Here is a 21,591-nt window from a genome sequence, read left to right on the forward strand (position 1 = left end):
ATTTTCAAATAATAAATAAGAAATAATAAATAAGAAATGTGGTGTGCCGCCCGCGGCGGCACGTTTTTACAACAAAGTGCGCCCCTTTTTGCGGGCAGTCCGGGGGCGTTTTCTCCGCCCTTGCACGACCTTATAAGGGGGCACTTGGTTTTTCAATGTTCCGCCAAGGGCGGAACTCCTTTTTTATTATTTATTATTTATTCTTTCTTATTTATTCAACTTCGTCCCAGGTGGTGACCTCGCCGACATAGATGCTCTTGATCTGGTCAACGGTCAGGTTCTCGATGGGGTTCTCGGGGTTGACGACAACCGCAATGCCGTCCATGGCCAGCACGGTTGCCTTGGCGCCGGCTTCGGTTTCGCTGTCCTTCAGGTCACGGCTGGCAAGACCGATGGTGTAGCTGCCGTCCAGCGCGCCGGAAACGCCGGTGGTGGAGTCGGTGGTCAGATGCTCGATCTCGGCGTTGGGGTTGACGGTTTTATACGCTTCGACGAGCTTTTCCATCAGGGGTGCCACGCTGGAGGAGCCGCCCACAACGATCTTGCCGGCGGGCTGTGCGCTGGTGAAGGCTTCGCCCTCGCTGCCGATGTAGCCCTTGTCGGTGGCAAGTGCCTGACCGTCGGCGCTCAGGCAGTAGGCGATGAAGTCCACGGCAACGGGGTCAGTGGCGTCGCCGTTGGTGACGATGTTGAAGGGACGCGCAAGGGTGTAGCTGCCGTCCTTGACGGTGTCGGCGCCCGCCTTGACGCCGTCCACGGTAACGGCCTTGACGGTGTCATTCAGGGAGCCAAGGCTGATGTAGCCGATGGCGGTGGCATCGTTGGCGACGGCGGTCATAACGCCGTTGGTGCTGCTCTGCACGGCGGCGGCTTCGGTCGTCATATCGACCTTTTTGCCGTCGGCGTCCTTCTGCTCGACGCCGGTCAGCTCAATGAAAGCGCCGCGGGTGCCGGAGCCGTCCTCACGGGTGAACACGGCGATGTCCTGCGCGGTGTCAAAGGCGTCGGCGGCAGGGGCGGCAGCGGAGGAAGCTTCGGCGGAAGAAACCTCAGTGGAAGAAGCCTCGGAGGAGGCGGGGGCAGAGCCGCAGGCAGCCAGACTTGCCAGCATGGCGGCGGACAGCACGGAAGCGGTAATTACGTTATGTTTCATAGTTCTGGTTTCTCACTTTCTGTTCCGGTCGGAACAGCTTTATTGTAGCGCGGTTTCGGCGCCGCTGCGACCATGCGCGTGTACAATCGCCGTAAAGCTTTTGCAAAAGAAAACCCGCCCTTGCAAAAGAATTGTAAAGTTGGTAAAATCGAAGTGCAGGAAAGCTCACACTGTCAACAAACTTACTGGGTCGATTGCTAACTTTCGGTTGGTTTGTAGGGAACGGTCTCGACCGTTCCGTGCCGCCTAGCCGATAGCACGATATGTCGGGAAATGGCGCGCCATTCGGCGCGATTTTATGCGCTGCGCGCGGCCAGCGGTGCGGCAAGGTCACTGCGCCCGCAGGCGCGTTTCGGAGCGCAACCGCCGCACAGCGGCGGCTCTTGGCGCGGAGATAGACACGCGCCCTACATTACTACCCGAAAAAGGGCTTTTTTGACAAGCCGGGTTTCTTTTTCTACCTTATATAAAGGAGCTTCTATGGAATACGTCATCCGTCCCATTGCCACCATTCACACGGATTTCCCCGATAAATTCGGCATTCCGCGCCAGAGCGGGCTTGTCAAAGAGCTGACCGCCCGCATCGTGCTGGAGCCGGAATACCGCGACCCCAACGCGCTGACCGGGCTGACCGAGTACAGCCATCTGTGGCTGATCTGGCAGTTTTCCACCGTGGCGCAGGAGTACGCCGCCGGGCGCAAATGGCGCCCCACCGTGCGTCCGCCGCGCTTGGGCGGCAATGTGCGGCGCGGCGTGTTTGCGACCCGCAGCCCCTACCGTCCCAACGCGCTGGGGCTGAGCTGCGTGGAATTGGTGGGTGTGGACGGCTGCGACATTTTGGTGCGCGGGGCAGATTTGCTTGATGGTACGCCGATTTTTGACATCAAGCCGTACCTGCCGTATGTGGATGCCCACCCGCAGGCGCGGGGGAGTTTTTCGGACATAACGGCGGATTACGCCCTGCAGGTGCAGTGCGCCCCCTCGCTTTTGGAAAAGCTGCCCGCCGAAAAGCGCGCGGGGTTATTGGGCGTTTTGCGTTCCGACCCGCGCCCGGCATACCAGCACGACCCCGACCGCGTGTACAAATTGAGTTTCGGCGGGGCGGAGATTTCGTTCCGGGTGGTTGACGATACGGTGATCGTGGAGAGTTTAGAGTTAAGATAAGGTGTGCCGCCCGCCGGGCGGCACGTTTTTTATGGGGGGAAGCCTTTCGGGCGGGTTGTCCGTAATGTTCGCGTTGCCGCAAGGTCGCGGGCGGGGCGTGCCCCGCCCCTACCGCGCAGTGTTTTTTGCCCCGTAGGATGGGGTGCAGCACGTCATTGAAATGTGCCCGCACGGCGGGCACTCCATATTTATTATCTATTATTTAATCCCGCCCATCCCCCGGCTTGTATCCAAAATCCCCTTTATCGTACCCCTTCCACCCCATTTTCGCCCTGTTTTGTTCAATCTGGTCAAAATGCACACTTCACGCCAAAAAATATGTGCAACATTCTAAGAAAAACCCCTTTACGAATGGGGTCACTTTTTGGTACAATAAAGCTATGCAAAAGCGCTTTTCTGCAAGTGCGCCCGGAGCAAAATTTGGACGTATGCGCAAAAAGGCGTGGGCCTGTGCGGGTCCCCCGCACGGATTGCAAATCACTCTAATGAAAACGGAGGAAGAAAAATGCCCAGAGCAAAACAGTCTATGGATGGCAATACCGCGGCTGCGCATGTAGCTTATGCGTTTACCGATGTAGCTGCTATCTATCCTATCACCCCCTCCAGCCCTATGGCCGACACTGTTGACCAGTGGAGTGCCGCAGGTCTGAAGAACATCTTCGGCAACCAGGTCAAGGTTGTTGAGATGGAGTCCGAAGCCGGTGCTGCCGGTGCTGTACACGGTTCTCTCGGAACCGGTGCCATCACCACCACCTTCACCGCTTCCCAGGGTCTGCTGCTGATGATCCCCAATATGTACAAGATCGCAGCCGAGCAGCTGCCCTGCGTCTTTGACGTGTCTGCCCGTACCGTTGCCACCCAGTCCCTGAACATCTTCGGTGACCACAGCGACGTTTACGCCACCCGTCAGACCGGTTTCGCCATGCTGTGCGAGACCAACCCCCAGGAAGTTATGGACCTGTCCCCCGTGGCGCATCTGTCTGCCATCGAGGGCCGCGTTCCCTTCGTCAACTTCTTTGACGGTTTCCGTACCTCCCATGAGATCCAGAAGATCGAGAAGTGGGACTACGAGGATCTGAAGGAAATGTGCAACATGGAAGCCGTTGAGAAGTTCCGTGCCGAGGCACTGAACCCCGAGCATCCCAAGATGCGCGGCTCCCACGAGAACGGCGACGTTTTCTTCCAGCATCGTGAAGCCTGCAACTCCGCCTACGAGGCTCTGCCCGCCGTAGTCGAGAAGTACATGGCCAAGATCAACGAGAAGCTGGGCACCAACTACGACCTGTTCAACTACTACGGCGCTCCCGATGCTGACCGCGTCATCATCGCCATGGGCTCCATCTGCGACGTTGCCGAGGAAGTTGTTGACTACCTGACCGCCAAGGGCGAGAAGGTCGGCCTGATCCTGGTTCGTCTGTATCGTCCTTGGGTTTCCTCCGCTCTGCTGAAGGTCCTGCCCAAGACCGCCAAGAAGGTTGCCGTTCTGGACCGCACCAAGGAGCCCGGCTCTCTGGGCGAGCCCCTGTACCTGGACGTTGCCACCACCCTGCGCGAAGCTGGTCTGAACGACATCGTGCTGACCGGCGGCCGTTACGGCCTGGGCAGCAAGGACACCCCGCCGTCCAGCGTTTTCGCGGTTTACACCGAGCTGGCCAAGGATGCCCCGAAGCCCCGCTTCACCCTGGGCATCACCGACGACGTGACCAACCTCAGCCTGCCTGAGGTCAAGCCCGCCCCCATCACCTCCGCCCCCGGCACCAAGGAGTGCAAGTTCTGGGGTCTGGGCGGTGACGGTACCGTCGGCGCCAACAAGAACTCCACCAAGATCATCGGCGACCATACCGACAAGTACATCCAGGCGTACTTCCAGTATGACTCCAAAAAGACCGGCGGTGTGACCATCAGCCACCTGCGTTTCGGCGACAAGCCCATCCGCAGCCCCTACTACATCAACCAGGCTGACTTCGTTGCCTGCCACAACCCCGCCTACATCCACATGGGCATGAAGATGGTGCAGGACGTTAAGCCCGGCGGCGTCTTTATGATCAACTGCCAGTGGAGCGACGCTGAGCTGGACGAGCATCTGAATGCTGCCGACAAGAAGTACATTGCCGACAACAACATCCAGCTGTACACCATCAACGCCATCGACAAGGCCATCGAGATCGGTATGGGCAAGCGCACCAACACCATCCTGCAGTCTGCTTTCTTCAAGCTGGCTGACGTTATGCCCATCGACGATGCCGTTGAGTTCATGAAGGCCGCCGCCAAGAAGAGCTACGGCAAGAAGGGCGACGCCGTTGTTGAGATGAACTGGAAGGCCATCGACGCCGGTCTGGACGCTGTCCACAAGGTCGAGGTGCCCGAAAGCTGGCACAACCCCGCCCCCGACGCTGCCCCCAAGGCACTGAAGGGACCCGAGGCTCTGGTCAAGCAGATCCGCAACGTTATGGAGCCTATCTCCCGTATGGACGGCGACAGCCTGCCTGTTTCCGCCTTTACCGCCAACGCCAACGGCGAGTGGGAGCAGGGTGCTTCCGCTTACGAGAAGCGCGGCACCGCCGTTATGGTTCCCGAGTGGAACGCCGAGAAGTGCATCCAGTGCAACCAGTGTGCCTTCGTGTGCTCTCACGCCACCATTCGTCCCTTCTGCCTGACTGCCGATGAGGCTGCTGCCGCCCCCGCTTCCACCAAGCTGGCCGACACCAAGCCCAAGGCAAGCGAGTACAAGTACACCATGGCTGTTTCTCCTCTGGACTGCATGGGCTGCGGCGAGTGCGTCACCGTCTGCCCCACCAAGGCCATCGAGATGAAGCCGCAGGAGAGCCAGTCCGAGCAGCAGGCTGCTTTCGACTACTGTGTCGAGAACATCCGCAAGAAGGACAACATCCCCGGCGTTGTGTCCGAGGTTTCCGTCAAGGGTTCTCAGTTCAACCAGCCGCTGCTTGAGTTCTCCGGCTCCTGCGCAGGCTGCGCCGAGACTTCCTATGCCCGCCTGATCACCCAGCTGTTTGGCGAGAAGATGTTCATCTCCAACGCCACCGGCTGCTCCTCCATCTGGGGTGGTACCGCTTCCATCAGCCCGTACACCACCAACAAGGAATCCGGCCACGGCCCCGCTTGGATCAACTCCCTGTTCGAGGACAACGCCGAGCACGGCCTGGGCATGCAGATCGGTTACGAGACCGTCCGCGCCAACCTGATCACCAAGGTTGAGGCCCTGAAGGGCAAGAACGCTGAGCTGGATGCTGTCATCGACAACTTCCTGGCTACCAAGAACAACACCAAGGCCAACGACGCTCCCGCCAAGGCTTTGATCGCTGCTCTGGAGGCCTGCGGCTGCGCCGAGGCTCAGGAGATCCTGAAGGACAAGCAGTACCTCGCCAAGAAGAGCTTCTGGATCTTCGGCGGCGACGGCTGGGCTTACGATATCGGTTACGGCGGTCTGGACCACGTCCTGGCTTCCGGCCACGATGTCAACGTTATGGTCTTCGACACCGAGATGTACTCCAACACCGGCGGACAAGCTTCCAAGGCCTCCAACATCGGTGAGGTCTGCCAGTTTGCTGCTGCCGGTAAGGAAATCAGCAAGAAGAGCCTGGCCGAGATCTGCATGACCTACGGCTACATCTACGTTGCTCAGATCGCTCTGGGCGCCAACATGGCTCAGGCTGTCAAGGTCATCGCCGAGGCCGAGGCTTACCCCGGTCCTTCTCTGATCATCGGCTACGCTCCCTGCGAGCTGCACGGTGTTAAGGGCGGCATGACCAACTGCCAGAACGAGATGAAGAAGGCTGTTGAGGCCGGTTACTGGAACCTGTTCAGCTTCAACCCCGCCAACAAGGCCGAGGGCAAGAACCCCTTCACCCTGACCTCCAAGGCCGGCGATATGGACAAGTATCAGGACTTCCTGGCCAACGAGACCCGTTACAGCCGCCTGTCCCGCGCCTTCCCCGATCGCGCCAAGGAACTGTTCGAGAAGAACCAGGCTGCTGCCGACGCCCGCTTCACTCACCTGAGCAAGCTGGTCGAGCTGTACAAGTAATTTTGTATAGCCGTTCCATCACGGCATAAATTTGCCCCCAACCGCAAGGTTGGGGGCATTTTTTTGTAAATAATAGATAAGAAATAATAAATAAGAAATAAGGTGGAGTTTGCGCCCGAAGGGCGCAAACAAATCATTGCGCGGTAGGGGCGGGGTATGCCCCGCCCGCGACATAACGGCAACACAAGCTAACGGGTAAACCGCATCGAAGGCTTCCCCCTGTGGGGGAAGCTGTCACCGCAGGTGACTGATGAGGGGCAGCCTGCCGGACACCTTCCCCTCATCCGGCGCGTTCCGCGCCACCTTCCCCCCAAGGGAAAGGCTTTTTCGTCAGGCGCAAACTTATCCTCTGGTTCCCTCGGTCTTGCTGTCGGTGCTCCAGCCCTGCAGGTCGGTGGGGTTCAGGCTGGCCAGCCACGCTTCGCGGTTGTCCTCATACTGCTGCCAGGCCGCGTCGCTGCGAATCGCCGTGCCTGTCAGGTAGGCATCGTCCCAGGGGTTTGCGGGGTCGGGGTCGGTGGGGTCCCAGCCGCGCTTGCTCTCGTCGGCGGGGTCGGTGTACATGGTGCCGGGCTTGCCCATGGGGCCGGGGTTTTCGGCATCGTCATAGATGCAAACGGGCGTGCCGATGGGGCAGTTGTCGTAGATCCACTTTACGTCCACGACCGCCAGCCGGATGCAGCCAAGGCTGGCCAGCGTGCCCAGCTTGTTGAACTCATCGTACTCCAGGTCGTCCTTGTGCTGGCTGTAATACGGCACGCTGTGGAACAGGTAGCTGCTCCAGATGCGGGTGGCGTACTGCCCGTAGCAAGGCCCCGCCAACAGGCGCCACGGGTAACTGACGGGCGTGCCCCAGTAGCCTGTCGGGGTGTCGGTGCCGCCGCTGCAAACCATGGCCATAAAAGGCACGGTGTACTGGTCGTTTTCGTCCAGAGTGTAGACGGTGACGGTGCCGGCATTGCGGTTTACCGTCAAAAAGTAGGGGAACCCTTCCTGCTTATCCAGCGTCATGCCGGCGCTTGCGTACTGTGCGGCCAGCGCCTCCATGGTGGTGCGGCCGGCCTCGTTCCAGGTGGCGGGGTCGGTGATTTGCGGCGCGTCCTTGGTGGCGTTGGCCGTCGCGGCGGCCATGGCGGGGGCAACGGTGGGTTCGGGTGTCGGCGTGGGCGTAGGTTCGGCCGAAGGCTCCGGCGTCGGGGTCGGCTCGGCAGCGACCGCGCCGCTGATCGGCAGGTCGCCGGGCTTCATGGCGCTCGGCTCGCGGTGGCAGGCGGTCAGCACGGTCAGTGCCAGGGCCAGGGGCAGCAAACGGGCAATGATACGCATAAATTCTCCTTACTGTTTGGTAACGCCGTACTCCTGCGCCATCAGGGCTTCCAGGGCGGCAAAGCTGCGGCGGACTTTTTCGGTGGGGATGCAATACGCCATGCGGAAATAGCCGGGGCAGCCGAAGCTGTCGCCGGGAACCAACGCCAGATCGTACTTTTGCGCCTTGCGGCAGAAAGCCTTGGCGTCCGCCTCGGGCGCTTTGGGGAAGATGTAAAACGTGCCGTCCGGCTTGACGACCGTAAAACCGAGGGCCTGCAGCTCGTCATAGATCAGCTGCATGTTGGTCTCGTACACGCGCAGGTCGCCCGTGACCTCCAGGCAGTCCTTGACCGCCATCTGAATGAGCGACGCGGGGCAGTTGTGGCCGATTCCGCGGGAAATCTGCCCGCACATCGGCACGATACTGTCGGCGTCCTCGCAGCGGGGGTTGGCGGCGACATAGCCCATGCGCTCGCCGGGGATGCTCAGGCTCTTGGAGAAGGAGTAGCAGGTCAGCGTGTCATCGTAGAATTTGGCGGGATAGGGCACCGCCGCGCCGCCAAAGGCGATCTCGCGGTACGGCTCATCGGAGATCAGGAAGATATGGTGGCCGAATTTCTGCGATGCCGCGCGCAAAACGTCGGCCAGGCGGGTCAGCGTTTCGGCGCTGTACGCCGTGCCGCTGGGATTGTTGGGCGAATTGATGAGCACGGCGGCGGTGTTTTCGTCCAGCAGGGTGTCCAGCGCGTCAAAGTTGATTTGGAAATCCGCGCAGCGCGGCGGGGCCACGCGCAGCGTCAGGCCCGCCCCCTCGACATAGGGCTTGTATTCGGGAAAAAACGGCGCAAAGGTCACAACATTTTGCCCCGGCACACCCACGCAGCGCAGCGCATGCGCCAGCGCCCCCGCCGCACCGGCGGTCATAAAGATGTGGGCGGCAGTGTAATCCATGCCGAAACGGCGGTTCAGGCTTTCGGCCACGGCGGCGCGCACGTCAGGCAGTGTCAGGGTGGGGGTATAGCCGTGCAGCGTCACGGGGTCGGTTTCGGCCAGCAGGCGTTGGCAGGTATCGGTAAACTGCGGCGGGCAGGGCACCGACGGGTTGCCCAGCGAGTAGTCAAAGACATTCTCATAGCCGATTTCCCTGCCCCGCGCGGTACTCCACTCGGAAATTTGACGGATTACCGACTTGGCGGAAAGCATATCCTTGTAGTGTTGTGCGATCATAAAGAATACCCTCTTTATAGATAATAGATAAAAGATAATAGATAATAAATGCGGAGTGCCGCCCTTGGCGGCACATTTTACCAAGTGTCGATGTTCCGCTGGCTGCGCACAGCGCATAAAAACGCGCCGTCAGGCGCACCGATTTTATTATTTCTTATTTATTATTTCTTATTTGGCAAGTATAATTTCTTCCAGCGCCTTGCAATCTGCCGCCAGGTACTCTGCGCCCTCTTTTTCCAGCTCGTCGCGGGTGCGGAAGCCCCACAAAACGCCGCAGCAGGGCAAGCCTGCGTTGTGGGCGGTCTGCACGTCGACGTTGCTGTCGCCCACATACAAAATTTTGTCGGCGGCGGGGTCCACGCCCAGGGTGTGCATCAGCGCGCGGGTCCCTTCGGGTGCGGGCTTGGTGGGCACATTCGGCAGCGCGCCGCGCACGATCTCAAACAAGCCCTTGCCGAAATAGCGTTCCACCACGGCGCCCGCAAATTCGTCCGCCTTGTTGGAAAATACCGCCATTTTTACACCGCTTTGCTGCAGCTTGTGCAAAAGTTCGGGCATACCGGGGTACGGGGCGGTCTTGTCGTGCATGTGTGCGCCGTACACCGCGCCGAATTCCGCCAGCGTGGCGGCCAGGGTGTCGGGGTCGCGGTCGGTTTCGGGGCTGAAACGCTCGACCAATTTGGGGATACCGTTGCCCACAAAGTAGCGGTATTCGTCCCTGGTGTGCAGCGGCCAGCCGTGGGCGGCGCAGACGCGGTTGGCAGAATCCGCCAGGTCGTCCAGCGTGTTCAGCAGTGTGCCGTCCAGGTCAAATAAAACGGTGGTAAACATAGTAATCTTCCCCCTTATCGTACCTTTATTATAGTGGTATTGAACGAAAACAGCAAGCGGCTTTTGTATGTTTTGACCGTCATTTACGAAAAAAGTTGTAAAATTAAAAAAAGGTATTCCCCTTTTGCGGTTTTATGGTATGATAGTATTTGTATAAAGGAGGCTTATTTTCTATGAGCGTTTTGTTTGATATTTTGCGCTCGGTGGTGTACGGCATCATCGAGGGCATTACCGAATGGCTGCCCATTTCCAGCACGGGACATATGATTCTGGCCGAGCAGGTGCTGAAATTCAGCTTCAGCGATGCCTTTATGGAGATGTTCCGCGTGGTCATCCAGCTGGGTGCCATTTTGGCGGTTGTCGTACTGTACTTCAAAAAGCTGTGGCCCTTCTGCGGCGACAACGGCCGCGATTCCGGCTTTGCCAGGCATTTCCGCTGGCCCGTTATCAAGCTGTGGTGCAAAATTATTGTGGCCTGCCTGCCCGCCGCCGTGCTGGGCCTTTTGCTGGACGACTGGATGGACGCGCATTTTTACAACAGCGTGGTCGTCGCCGTGATGCTGATCGTCTACGGCATTGCGTTCATTTTGGTGGAGCGCCGCCCCCGCGTGCCCACCACGACCAAGCTCAGCCGCATCACCTACCAACAGGCGCTCATCATCGGCATATGGCAGGTGCTGGCGCTGATCCCCGGCACCTCCCGCAGCGGCGCCACCATTTTGGGCGGCTTGCTGTGCGGGCTGAGCCGCGGCGCCGCGTCGCAGTTCACCTTCTTTTTGGCGATCCCCGTTATGGCGGGTGCGTCCGGGCTGAAGCTGGTCAAGTTCGTTGCCAAGGGCGGTACCTTTGCCGCGCCTGAAGTTGCCGCGCTGCTGGTCGGCTGCGTGGTGGCGTTTGTGGTGTCCCTGCTGGCGATCCGTTTCCTGATGGATTACGTCAAGAAGCACACCTTCACGGCGTTCGGCTGGTACCGCATTGCCTTGGGCATTGTGGTGCTGGGCATCTGGGCTTTGCAAAGCTATGTTATGCCGATATAATTTCAGGGTTTAGAGTTTAGAGTTTAGATAAGGTGTGCCGCCCCTTTGGGGCGGCACATTTTGTTTGTCAAAGAAGTCCGTTTCCGGGATAATTGTAGGGATGGGTCTCGACCCATCCGCACATCTGGCCGCGCGCAGCGCATAAAATCGCGCCGAATGGCGCGCGGTTTCCCGATATATCGTGCTATCGGCAAGGCGGCACGGAACGGTCAAGACCGTTCCCTACAAAGCAGCCGAAAGGCCGCAATCATCCCGTTAGGTTTATCTGCAACCCGTTGTGCCGCCCCTTTGGGGCGGCACATTTTTTATTCCACGGGAAAATACAACTCCGGCTCCCCTTCCACCGGCAGCACCAGGCGGGAGCAATACCGCTTGGTTTCGATTTCGCGGCCGGTGTAGGGCGCAACAATGCCCAGCACACGCGGATCCCCGGCGGGTGTCAGGCCGCGCTCCTTCACCTCGCGGCCCAGGCGCAAAAGCGCCTCGTCCGCGCCCGCGTAGCTGCCGTAATACAACACCGACAAAGCGCGGCAGGCCGGCAGGACCACCGCCTCCTTGGGGGCTTTTTCGGGGCGCATGGGCACGCACACCCAAAACGGATACGGCTCGTCCGTGATATGGCCGTTCAAAAAATCCTGCCGCTGCGAGATGGTAAAAATCGGCTCGTCAGACAGGCGATACCCCCGCCGCACACACTCGCCGTAAAAATCATACATAGCATTGTACTTATCGGCAACGGTGTGCCCCTCGCACAGGCGGCGGCAGCAGGTCACGGCGGGCAGCGCAATCGTCTGCACCGATATGCCCGTATCCGTGCCCGCGCGCAGGCGCAGTTCCTCAACGCCGCGCGCCACCTCGCGCAGGTGTTCCTCCAGCGCGGCCAGCAAAACAGCCGTCTCGCCGCCGCTGGCAAAGTAGGCGGTTATTTCCTCGGTGCCAAGACCCATGGCCTTCAGCTTTTCGATCTGCAAAATGCGGGCCACGTTGTGGTTGTCGTAATAGCGGCGTCCGCTGTCCGGCGCGATGTAGGCGGGCGTCAGCAGCCCCTTTTCCTCTAAGCGCAGCAGCGTGCTGCGGGACAGGCTGCAGGCGCGGGCGGCCTCGGTAATTTGAAACAGCTTTTTCTGATTATCCGGCATGGCGCAAATCTCCTTAAAAAAGTGCTTGCTTCGTTCATGGGTGAACGGGTTATACTGTCATTATACGAGATACAGCGCCGTTGTCAAGACCCTGCGCGGCGCAAGGAAGTGGAGGTTCAGTGCCTTGACGCGGTGGATGCGGATTTTGTGTGTTATGCTGTGCCTGTGCGTACTGTGCGGCATTGCGGCGGTGGGCGCTTCGGCGGCAAGCGAGAGTTTCAGCTTTTCGCTGAAGCTCGCCTCTGCCGCAAACTGCCGTTCCTACGGCGGCGATAAAAACATCAAGACCTTTGACCCCCAGAAAGCGGACAACGATCGGGGCAGCTATGAAGGCGGCACGGTCGAGGTCACCAACAACGGCACTTCCTCGACCATACACTTGAAAGAGCGGAAAAACTTCAAAAACGCCTACTACCTTCTGCTGCCCTTTACGATGACCGTAAAGGTTCCGGCGTACACCTGCTATAAGGTTACGCTCTCTTACGATATCAAGCTGCAGCGCAACTCCAACGGCGAAAGCTGGTATGTGATGGAATGGACCGACAACACCGACGGTGCCGCCTACAAACGAACCTATTCCGCCAATAATGCCGATGCAAGCGGCGGAATCTGCCGCCTTCACAGCAGCGCAAAAAGTGCCTGCACCCGCAGCGGCACGGTGGAGCTTACCTTTGACAACCTGAACGGCTCTGCACAAAAAAGCATGACCCGCGAGTACGCCATTTTTGTGGGCAACAGTAAGTCCAATTCGTTGCTGGAATCCTACCACCACCAGCTGGAAACCACCTTTACCCTCTCGAAAAAAAGCTGCACAACGACCAAAACCGTGCGGCTTGACGCCAACGGCGGCACGGTCAGCCCGGCAAGCAAGGTGGTGACCTGCGGCAGCACCTACGGCACACTGCCCACGCCCACCCGCACAGGCTACGAATTTGACGGCTGGTATACGCGGGAAACCGGCGGCACCAAGGTGGACAAAAACACCGCCGTGGGCACAGACCCGCCCGCCACACTGTATGCCCGCTGGAAAGGCAAAACCTATACGGTATCCTTTAACGCCAATGGCGGTACGGTCAGCACGGCAAGCAAAACGGCAACCTATGGCAGCAAATACCCTGCCCTGCCCGACCCCACACGCACGGGGGGTTACACCTTTGACGGCTGGTATACCCAAAAAAGCGGCGGCACCAAGGTAACCAGTGACACCACCGTTACCACCGCCGCCAACCATACCCTGTACGCCCATTGGCATTTGACCCCGGCCCTGGCCCCTTACGATGTCGAATTGGAGATGGACGAGACCGGCGTCTATGGCAAGAGCAGTTTTTACCGTTTGAGTTACGGTTCCACCGAACAGCACACCACGGAAATAACCTGGTATGCCTGTGATAAAAACGGCAACAACGGAAAGCTGCTCACCGATGAAAACGGAGACCCCACCTACCCCCAAACCCCCACCGCAGGGGTGCATTACTATTACGCGGTGGTCACGGCCACACGCAAAGACAACGGCCAGAAAGCCAGCACAAAAAGCAATGTGGCCCATGTAACAGTGTCAAAGGCCACGCCGAAAATCAGCACAACGCCAACGGCTGCCACGCTGGACCTGGCCAAGGGCAACACCTTGGCTGCCAGCGCCCTGACCGGCGGCGTTGCCAAAAACTACAACATCAGCTCCGGACCCAACGAGGTGGCGGGTCGCTTTGTGTGGAAGAACGCCAATTTCAAGCCGCCCCTCGGCGGCGGACGATATGCCGTTGTTTTTCAGCCATACGACACAAACAACTACGAAACAACCGCCGAAACCACGGCGTATGTCCAGGTGATCTGCAGCCACAGATTCGGCGCATGGAGCGCCGGAAGGCGCAGCTGCGAGGTCTGCGGCAAGGTAGAAACACGCACCAACACCGTCACCATCACATGGGGCGAGCTGGCCTACACCTACACCGACGGGGCGTGGAACCCCGCCACACACGCCTATGACATCGGCGGCGGCTGGGCACCGAACCATGCAAACGGCGATGCCGTTACCGTGCGCAATGACGGCGCAAACCAAGTGCGCGTGCGGTTCCGATACACACAAACCGACACGGCCATCGGCGGCAGCTTTGCCAACAGCGACGGAGACTACATCTACATTCCGATCGACCTGCCGGTAAGCCGTACGCAAACCGTGCGGCTGTGCCTGACAGGCCGCCCTGACAGGGCACTGAACAACGCAAAAATCGGGTCGGTAACAGTCCGACTGGAAAGGTGAACCTGATGGAAAACACAGACAAAAAAGGCAAAAAACGGTGGCTGCTGCTCCTGCTGCTGTTGCTGTTGCTGCTTCTGTTGCTGCTTGGTGTGCTGTTCTGCCGCAAAAAGCCGCAGACGGCGGACACCACCCCCGCGCCGGAATCCTCGGTATCGACGTCCGCAGGCGGCGGAACGGTGTCGCTGACCTATTCCGATGCGGCAGATATCGACTTGACCGCCGGGCAGGTCACGCTGCTGTTTGCCAACCCCGAAAAGTCCGGCTGGGACGCATCGGTTCGCCTGGTTGTCGGGGAGAGTGAGGCGGCATGTTCCGACCTGCTGACCCCCGGCCAGCAGGTCACCCAGCTGCCGCTTTTGGAGGGCGCCAAAAAAGACCTGACGGCGGGCAGCCGCAGCGGCACGCTGAAGGTATCGTTCTACCACCCGCAAACCGGCGCCAAGGCTATGCTGGACGCCGAAATTCCCGTAACCGTCACCGTAACGGGCTGACCCCCGCACGGACGACATAGGGCAATGCCCGTACAATTTTTCAGGAAGGATGAAAAATCAATGACGAAGAAAAAATCAGCTCTGGTACTTACCCTGGCCATGGTGTTCTCTCTGGCACCCCTGTCTGCCTACGCGGAAACGATCAGCACAGTCAGCGGCGCAGCCAGCTGCGATGTAAAGGCAACCTATACGACCGATACGTCCGGCGGCGCAGGCGGCACGGGCGGCACGGTGTACAGCGTGGACATCGACTGGGGCGATATGGAGTTCACCTATACGGCGGCGGCCGGTAGATGGGACCCTGCCACCCACACCACCACCGGCGCTGACGGCGGCACCTGGACGGTCAACAATACCGACGGCAACAAGATCACCGTGACCAACCACTCCAACACGGCCGTCACGGCAACGATCAACTATACGCCAGCCTCCGGCTATGATAGCATCATCGGCAGCTTCGATAAGACATCGCTCGATCTGGCAACCGCCGTCGGCACAGAAGTGTCGAACGCTCCCAGCGACTCGGCTGCACTGACTCTTTCCGGTGCCTTGGACAGCGCCACCGCCGCCGGCACCACAATCGGCACCATCACCGTGACGCTGGGCTGAGTATTGCATACACAGCGCAGCCCCAACCGCAATCACCGCATCGCTTCGATAAACAACAGGCTCCGCCCAATATCGGGCGGAGCCTGTTTGCGTGGGTTTACGGGTTGGTGGTTTGCGGGGCTTTAATGCTGACGGTAAAGGTTACGGTGTCTGTGTAATCGCCGGAATACTTAATATCGTCACCGGTAAGCTTAAACGTAAGGGTTGTTTCACCCTCTTTGTTCTCTGCACCAGACTGGACTGTCAGAACAGGATTACCATTCTGAACAGGCGTTGCGCTGTTGGGTACCGTAACTTGGTAGCTCAGCGTTGGAGCGCCATTATAGTCGCCGGCTTTCACTTTGAAACCAGTAGCACTACTTAGTGCAACCTCTACTCTATATCCATAGGGTATAGTCACATTTGTGGCTTTTACCTTTGCCGTGCTTGGTTGAGTGGCATTCAGCGTTACAGATGTAGGGATGGTTACGGTATAGCTGGGGTCTACCTTGTAAGTAACGTGTAGAGGCGGGTGTGAGGTGGTGGTCGGGTAGACAGTAGTCTCCGTATTATCCGCAAACGCGGTAGTCGCGGCGGCGGTGATGGCGAGCGCTGCGGTGAGCAGCAGGGTTACAAGCTTTTTCATAATGGGGTTCCTCCTTATGATTATTAAGATTTGTCATCAACACTGACGGTAAAGGATACGGTGCCGGTGTATGTGCCGGAATAGGTTGTGGCTGTGGTTGGGACGTTAAACTGCAATGTAACGGAATTATTCGGGGTGTCGTTATCGGCAGTCAATACGGTATTGCCGGGTTTTACTTCGGTTTCGCCATTGTAGACCTTGTAATCGCGTGTATCATCGCCCAGCGTGACCTTGAACTCGCTGCCATCTGCCACTTTGACATTCAACTGCTTACCATTCGGCAGGGTCACGCCCGTGGCTGCGATGGTTGCTGTGTTGCCCAGCTCCACCGAGGCGGGGATGGTCACGGTGTAGGCAATTTCCGGCTGACCGCAGTAGGTGCATTTGCCGTCTACATAGTTGTGGTCAAGTTCTTCATCCTTCGCATTGCTGTACCTGCCTTGGCAGGGGGTACCCTGGTATACCTTTAAGCCGCCCAACACGGGGTAGGTTTGCTTGCCTGGATCGGTCAGGGTCTGACCCCAAACCTGCTCGGCAGGTTTGTCTGCTGTTGCTGCATCGTCCCGCGGTTTTTGCAGCAGGTAAGCCACCTCGCCGCTGGCAAACTGTGCTTGCGTTTTGGCGGTGGTGCCTGTGTAGTTAATGACGGAGCTGCCGAGGTAATAACAGTTGGAAAATGTGGCATCGACAGAACTGATATAAATGCCGCCAATAGGGTATTCAATGGAACTGTACGCATTGTAGCAGTTTTCAATAACGCTTCGCTGGATGGCGCTTCCGACAATGCCGCCGTATTTTACGTCAGGGCCGGTTCTTGTTACAGCGCCGGTATTGCCGCAATCCTGCACCGTTGCATTGTATGCATATCCGACAATGCCGCCGATTACGGATTTGCTGCCGGTCACCGTGCCTGTGTTGAAACAGCGCTGCACCGTTGCTTCTTTTGCCTGTCCGGCAATGCCGCCGAGGTAGTAACCGCCGTTCACGGTGCTGTCGCTGTTGGTACAGCCGGTGACATTTGTATTGCCTGTTATGTAGCCAACAATACCGCCGTAGTATTTGCCCTCCGTATAACCTCCGGTGCCACCAATGGCAGTGTTGACCGTGTGGCAGTTGGTAATGGTGCCGCCTGTGATATAACCGCACACGCCGCCAATACGTTCGTTACCGATAAAGGAAGAGTCCTTCACGGTAACGTTTTGTATGGTAGCGCCGCTTGCATAGCCGAACAGACCGACGTACTCTGCATTTCTGTCCGTACACCTCAGCCCGGTGATGGTGTTGCCTTTGCCGTCAAACTTGCCTATAAACGGATTTGCTTTTTTGCCAATGGGCGTCCAAGGCGTGGTGCTGTCCACGATGATGTCGTTCATCAGAAGGGCGCAGCTGTTGGGGGTAAAGTTGTTCACCTCATTGGCAAACCATCTCAGCTGTGCTTCGTTGGTGATTTTATATGTACCATCAGTCAGCTGCTCAGGCTTGTTATTGGCTCTGATACAGTATATACAGGTGCTTGCGTCAGTGTGGTTGTGGTAGGCACCGCTGGCATAGCCAACGCTCTGCGCCGTAAAGTTGGGGTAGGGGTCGCTCGGTAAATTCTGTTTCCAGATAGGGTCCTGCGAGCCCAATTCATAGGCAACCTTGCCGCTTTTGAACTCGTCTGCCTTTGCCGCTGTTGCGCTACTGGAGGTGCCTTGTGTTTCGCTCGGGTAGAAGCAGTTTGTCACAGTTCCTTGTTTCAAGCCGCCGAAGGACTTTGCGCTGCCCTGTGCGGTACCGTAGGCAAAGCTGTTCGTGACTTTGCGCATAGAGTAGCCAAACAGAACGCCGCCGGAAACCATGCTGCTGTTCACCGTTGCCGTGCTGTAGCACCCGCTGATGGTGCCGTTGTTATAGCCGCACACACCACCCACATACTGCACGCCCGCAAAGGTGGAATCCACCACACCCAGATGGGTGACCTCGCCGCCGCGGTCGATATAGCCGAACAGACCGACATATTCGCCGTCGGGCGTGTTGCAGTTCAGACCGCGGATGGTTTTGCCGTTGCCGTCAAACTTGCCTGTAAACCGTTTCTCGTATGTGCCGATGGGCGTCCAAGGCGTGCTGCTTACGGGGATGTCAGCCGTCAGACGGGCGTTGATGTTGGTTTGACCGTTGTTTACGGCTTCGGCAAACCAGCGCAGGTCATTTTCGGTGGTGATTTGGTAGTAATCATCGTTGCCTTTTTGGGGCGTGGGGTAGGCATCCAGCGTTTCCACCGCATCGGCGGGGGCTTCGCCCCACAGCGCCAGCAGCGCGTTGGCGGCGGCGTCATAGCGCGTCAAATCCAGCTCTGCCAATTCTTCATCGGTAAGGCTTTCTTTGGCATCGTCAATGTCGGTCAGCGCCTGTTCCACTGCCTCGGCGTTGTCCTCCGTCACTTCGTCCGGCAGGGCGTCGATCAGCGCCTGCACGGCTTGTGCCGCCGTGGGTTCCTGGGGTTCCTCCGCAGGTGCGGGACTTTCCACGGGCGCGGGACTTTCCACGGGCGCGGGACTTTCCACGGGCGCGGGGCTTTCCACGGGCGCGGGGCTTTCCACGGGCGCGGGGCTTTCCACGGGTGCGGGGCTTTCCACAGGTGCGGGGCTTTCCACGGGCGCGAGGCTTTCCACGGGCGCGGGGCTTTCCACGGGAGTGGGGCTTTCCACGGGCGCGGGGCTTTCCACGGGAGTGGGGCTTTCCACAGGCGTGGGTTCGATATTTTCTTGCACGGTGCTGACCTGCGGCGTTTGCTGCAGGTCCTCGTCCAGCGCCCAGATGTTAAGGGGGCTTAGCTGCAACAGCAAAGCCACGCTTAGCACAGACGCAAGTATCCGTTTTGCTTTCATGGGGTCCTCCTTATGGTAAAGGCAACGCTGTTATTTTTTGCCTTTTTTGCGCCGTAACAGCACAAGCAGCACAATGGTGAACAACACCACCGGAATCAGCCATACCAACGGCGTGACAGGCGCGGTTTGCGGCGCGGGGGTCACGTCGGGGGCGGTGGGCTGCGGTGTTTCGGTGGGGGCTGCTTCCGGGGCAGGGGTTTCGGTGGGGGTGGTCGGCTGCGGTGCCTCGGTGGGGGTCGCCTCCGGCTTTGCGGGGGCAGGGGTCTTTGCGGGCCGCGCTGCCGATTGCGCCGGGGCTGGGGTGCTTGCGGGGGATGCTGCCTGCGGCGCTGCGGTGGTTTCGACTTGCAGGGTCAGATCCTCACACGCGGCGGGCAGCGTGTAATAGCCGCCCTGCACAAGGGCGGTGACGTCCTCCCCGTTGACCAGCACACGGGTAAGCACCCTGCCGGAATCCGGGCAGATAAGCAGCTGCAGTTGGTCGAAGCGATCGACCGTAAAGGTCGTGCCGGACTGACCGTTGAAAAATACGGCGGCACCGTCCACCCGGTCTACGGTTATGGTGTGCGTGGTTGGCACTGTGGTGGTAATTTCTACCGTGTTATCGTTGTTATCTGCAAAAACGGGCAGGCAAAAGCTGCAAAGCAGTGCAAGCGCGCATAGCAGACCTGCTAAATTTTTCACAGACATCAGCCCCCTTTACTTGCGTAGGTGATGGTGAAGGTTACAGAGCCTGTGTAATTACCGGCGGAGGCTTTGCTCCAAGCGTCTTTGGTAATATGTACGCTGAGTTGGACTTTTTCGGTCGTGTCGGTAAGGTAAGCAGCGGTGAAGGGGGTGTTGCCTTTATACAGGGTAAAGGGAATCTCGCTGTTGTCCTTGTCGTTTTTCAGCGCGGTTGGCTTTGCGGAAATCGTAACAGTATGGTTGGGTTCCAGCTGGGCTGTTTCAAGGTGCAGGGTGCCGCACAGGTTGGTGACAGTATCGTTGAAGTCGATTTTTGTTGCAGCCGGAATTTTTACCGTGTAGCTGGGTTGGATGTTGGTTGTAATGGTGGTGGTGCCGGAAGTGGCGTTTGCAACGCCGGAGGCGGCGTCCGCTGCGAAGGCGGAAACCGCACAGGCGGCGCAAAGCGCGAAAGCAAGGGCAAAGGAAGTGAGGTTTTTCATGGGGGATTCCTCCGCTATGTTTTAGGTGGTGGGTTAAACAACGGCAATGGTAAATTGCAGTGTGCCGGAATAGTTACCGGCATAAGTGGGGTTGCCTGCTTTGATGTGCAGGGTTGCGGTTTGGTCGGCAGTTTTGGTTTCAAAAGTGGCAACAACATCTGTTGTGCCGGGGGTCTTGTCATCAATCGTGTAGGCCAGTTCTGCGTTGCCTGCTGTCAGCTTGTAATCATTAGCGTTGGAAATTGTGATATGCAGTTCCTTGCCCTTCTCAAGGCGCACATTGCTTGCCGTCAGCTCCAGGTCTTTTTCGTAGGTGACGGCGGCTCCCTCACCCGTTTTATCCAGCGTAACGTTAGTCGGAATCGTTACCGTATACGCGGGGGCAATGTAAAATTGAACCATGGTGTTGCCGGTATCGGAATTGGCGTCCAGTTTAGTTGTTGCGCCGGAGCTGGCGGAAGATGCAGAGCTATCGGCTCCCTCCGCCATTGCCGGTGCGGCGCACACAGCAGCCATAGCCAAAGCCAAAACAAAAGATGCAAATTTTTTCATGGGGGTTACTCCTATTCTATGTTATTTTTTTATACAGCTTGTACCGCTGTGTGTTACTGTACGTCCAGCACGGTCACAACATTGGCCCCGTTCATGGCGCTGCCGTCCTGCAGCGAGGCGGTTGTGATGCGCAGCTCTGCATTGTACTGCCCGGCCGGCAGGGCGCGGTTCAGCGTGATGTTGGTAATCATCTGCCCCGGCTCGACCTGCTTGGAGGTGTAAAGCACCTCGTCGGTGTCGGTCAGCACCAGTTCAAAGGTGAAGTAGCAGGGGTTGCCTTCGGGGTTCAGCAGCGCGACTTCCACGTCCTGTTGGTTGGCGGGCAGGCTGATGGACGGGTAGCCCGGAATCTTGATGCCCACCGCCTCGCCGCTGCTTTCGGGGGTCTTGTCCGGCAGGGTGTCGCCGCTCCACGCGCTTGTGCCCTCTTGCAAATCGGGCGTAAAGCTGCTTTCTGCCTGCGTGGGGCGCTGCCGTAAGCCCAGCAGCACCGCCACGGCAACCACAAACACCGCCGCTGCCACGGCGATAACGATATAGATCGGCTTGGGGGCCGCCTTGTTTTTCTCATTTTTGTTCATACAATAATCCTTTCCGTGTTCGTTTTTTCAGTGATAAAGTTCTTTCATTAAATAATAGCATTTTCAGCGCTGCAACGCAAGCTTTTGGGACGAATAGACATTGTTATATTTTGTAATGTACTACTTATATAAAAAAATAACCGCCTGTCGTTAAACACGTACAGACGGTTTTGCAGATATTTTAGTTGTTTCGTCCCAAAGAAATACCAAGATACATCATCATTGCTTTTTCGCTGTCCGCCAGCGTGTGCGCGGCAGAAAAATCCTGCACATTGAACAAAATGCACCCGCAGTGTCCGGCAAACGTGGGGAAGCAAGTGACCTTTAAGTAGGTGTCCACCTCCGGGCTGTAATCGAAAATTTCCGGCATTTCGCCGTACAGCACAGCGCGCTCATACCCTAAGCACAAGAAACCTGCCGCATCGTTGGAGTGCAAGCCGAACTATAAGGGCGAGGAACGGCTGCCGGCCAAGGAATGGTACGCGCAATTACCCGGATGTACTGACCGTTGCGCAAGTCTGCAAGGTGACAGG

General features: G+C 58.2%; 18 protein-coding genes. 6 read left to right on the top strand and 12 right to left on the bottom strand.

Going from position 1 to position 21,591, the window contains the following annotated elements:
- Positions 1-211 precede the first annotated feature (211 nt).
- Positions 212-1,153, bottom strand: coding sequence for a substrate-binding domain-containing protein (locus Q0I19_RS09955; protein WP_294761167.1), 942 nt, complete (start codon positions 1,151-1,153; stop codon positions 212-214).
- A gap of 480 nt (positions 1,154-1,633) precedes the next feature.
- Here Q0I19_RS09955 and tsaA point away from each other — a divergent pair, with 480 nt between their 5' ends.
- Entirely contained in the window at positions 1,634-2,317 is a 684-nt protein-coding gene (gene tsaA, locus Q0I19_RS09960; RefSeq protein WP_294761164.1) for a tRNA (N6-threonylcarbamoyladenosine(37)-N6)-methyltransferase TrmO, read from the top strand.
- Between the two features lie 505 nt (positions 2,318-2,822).
- A complete protein-coding gene (gene nifJ, locus Q0I19_RS09965; protein ID WP_294761161.1) occupies positions 2,823-6,362 on the top strand; it encodes a pyruvate:ferredoxin (flavodoxin) oxidoreductase in 3,540 nt (1,179 codons plus the stop codon).
- 342 nt (positions 6,363-6,704) lie between these two features.
- Here nifJ and Q0I19_RS09970 read toward each other — a convergent pair whose 3' ends face one another.
- The 3 genes from Q0I19_RS09970 to Q0I19_RS09980 all read right to left on the bottom strand — a co-directional run bounded on the left by Q0I19_RS09970 (position 6,705) and on the right by Q0I19_RS09980 (position 9,728).
- The gene (locus tag Q0I19_RS09970; protein WP_294761159.1) at positions 6,705-7,688 is read right to left on the bottom strand and encodes a L,D-transpeptidase; all 984 of its coding nucleotides are present in this window, start codon (positions 7,686-7,688) and stop codon (positions 6,705-6,707) included.
- Positions 7,689-7,697: 9 nt separating this feature from the next.
- Positions 7,698-8,897 (bottom strand): pyridoxal phosphate-dependent aminotransferase, encoded by a 1,200-nt coding sequence (locus Q0I19_RS09975; RefSeq protein ID WP_294761157.1) that lies wholly within the window; start codon positions 8,895-8,897, stop codon positions 7,698-7,700.
- Between the two features lie 168 nt (positions 8,898-9,065).
- Entirely contained in the window at positions 9,066-9,728 is a 663-nt protein-coding gene (locus tag Q0I19_RS09980) for an HAD family hydrolase (protein WP_294761155.1), read from the bottom strand.
- 173 nt (positions 9,729-9,901) lie between these two features.
- Here Q0I19_RS09980 and Q0I19_RS09985 point away from each other — a divergent pair, with 173 nt between their 5' ends.
- Positions 9,902-10,765, top strand: coding sequence for an undecaprenyl-diphosphate phosphatase (locus tag Q0I19_RS09985; RefSeq protein WP_294761152.1), 864 nt, complete (start codon positions 9,902-9,904; stop codon positions 10,763-10,765).
- Positions 10,766-11,070: 305 nt separating this feature from the next.
- Here Q0I19_RS09985 and Q0I19_RS09990 read toward each other — a convergent pair whose 3' ends face one another.
- Positions 11,071-11,904 carry a MerR family transcriptional regulator gene (locus tag Q0I19_RS09990; protein ID WP_294761149.1) on the bottom strand — a complete coding sequence of 278 codons (834 nt, stop codon included), beginning with the start codon at positions 11,902-11,904 and terminating at the stop codon, positions 11,071-11,073.
- A 124-nt stretch (positions 11,905-12,028) separates the two neighbouring features.
- Here Q0I19_RS09990 and Q0I19_RS09995 point away from each other — a divergent pair, with 124 nt between their 5' ends.
- From Q0I19_RS09995 to Q0I19_RS10005, 3 genes are read left to right on the top strand one after another with little or no spacing between them, the layout of a single operon-like run.
- A complete protein-coding gene (locus tag Q0I19_RS09995) occupies positions 12,029-14,161 on the top strand; it encodes an InlB B-repeat-containing protein (protein ID WP_294761146.1) in 2,133 nt (710 codons plus the stop codon).
- Positions 14,162-14,166: 5 nt separating this feature from the next.
- The gene (locus Q0I19_RS10000; RefSeq protein WP_294761144.1) at positions 14,167-14,652 is read left to right on the top strand and encodes a hypothetical protein; all 486 of its coding nucleotides are present in this window, start codon (positions 14,167-14,169) and stop codon (positions 14,650-14,652) included.
- Between the two features lie 60 nt (positions 14,653-14,712).
- Positions 14,713-15,261, top strand: a complete 549-nt coding sequence (locus Q0I19_RS10005) for a hypothetical protein (RefSeq protein ID WP_294761141.1) — start codon at positions 14,713-14,715, stop codon at positions 15,259-15,261.
- 97 nt (positions 15,262-15,358) lie between these two features.
- Here Q0I19_RS10005 and Q0I19_RS10010 read toward each other — a convergent pair whose 3' ends face one another.
- From Q0I19_RS10010 to Q0I19_RS10040, 7 genes are all read right to left on the bottom strand, one after another.
- On the bottom strand, positions 15,359-15,886 hold the full coding sequence (locus Q0I19_RS10010; RefSeq protein WP_294761139.1) for a hypothetical protein: 528 nt from the start codon (positions 15,884-15,886) through the stop codon (positions 15,359-15,361).
- Between the two features lie 23 nt (positions 15,887-15,909).
- Complete coding sequence (locus Q0I19_RS10015) at positions 15,910-18,756, bottom strand: GLUG motif-containing protein (RefSeq protein ID WP_294761138.1); 2,847 nt, start codon at positions 18,754-18,756, stop codon at positions 15,910-15,912.
- Positions 18,757-18,786: 30 nt separating this feature from the next.
- Entirely contained in the window at positions 18,787-19,440 is a 654-nt protein-coding gene (locus Q0I19_RS10020; RefSeq protein WP_294761135.1) for a hypothetical protein, read from the bottom strand.
- A 5-nt stretch (positions 19,441-19,445) separates the two neighbouring features.
- Positions 19,446-19,925: a hypothetical protein gene (locus Q0I19_RS10025; RefSeq protein WP_294761134.1), complete on the bottom strand. Its 480-nt coding sequence runs from the start codon at positions 19,923-19,925 to the stop codon at positions 19,446-19,448.
- 33 nt (positions 19,926-19,958) lie between these two features.
- Positions 19,959-20,477 (bottom strand): hypothetical protein, encoded by a 519-nt coding sequence (locus tag Q0I19_RS10030; protein ID WP_294761131.1) that lies wholly within the window; start codon positions 20,475-20,477, stop codon positions 19,959-19,961.
- Positions 20,478-20,530: 53 nt separating this feature from the next.
- Entirely contained in the window at positions 20,531-21,058 is a 528-nt protein-coding gene (locus tag Q0I19_RS10035; RefSeq protein ID WP_294761128.1) for a hypothetical protein, read from the bottom strand.
- A 181-nt stretch (positions 21,059-21,239) separates the two neighbouring features.
- Positions 21,240-21,443: a hypothetical protein gene (locus Q0I19_RS10040; RefSeq protein ID WP_294761126.1), complete on the bottom strand. Its 204-nt coding sequence runs from the start codon at positions 21,441-21,443 to the stop codon at positions 21,240-21,242.
- Positions 21,444-21,591: the final 148 nt, after the last annotated feature.

Source organism: uncultured Gemmiger sp., from assembly GCF_934561205.1.
GTDB lineage: Bacteria > Bacillota > Clostridia > Oscillospirales > Ruminococcaceae > Gemmiger.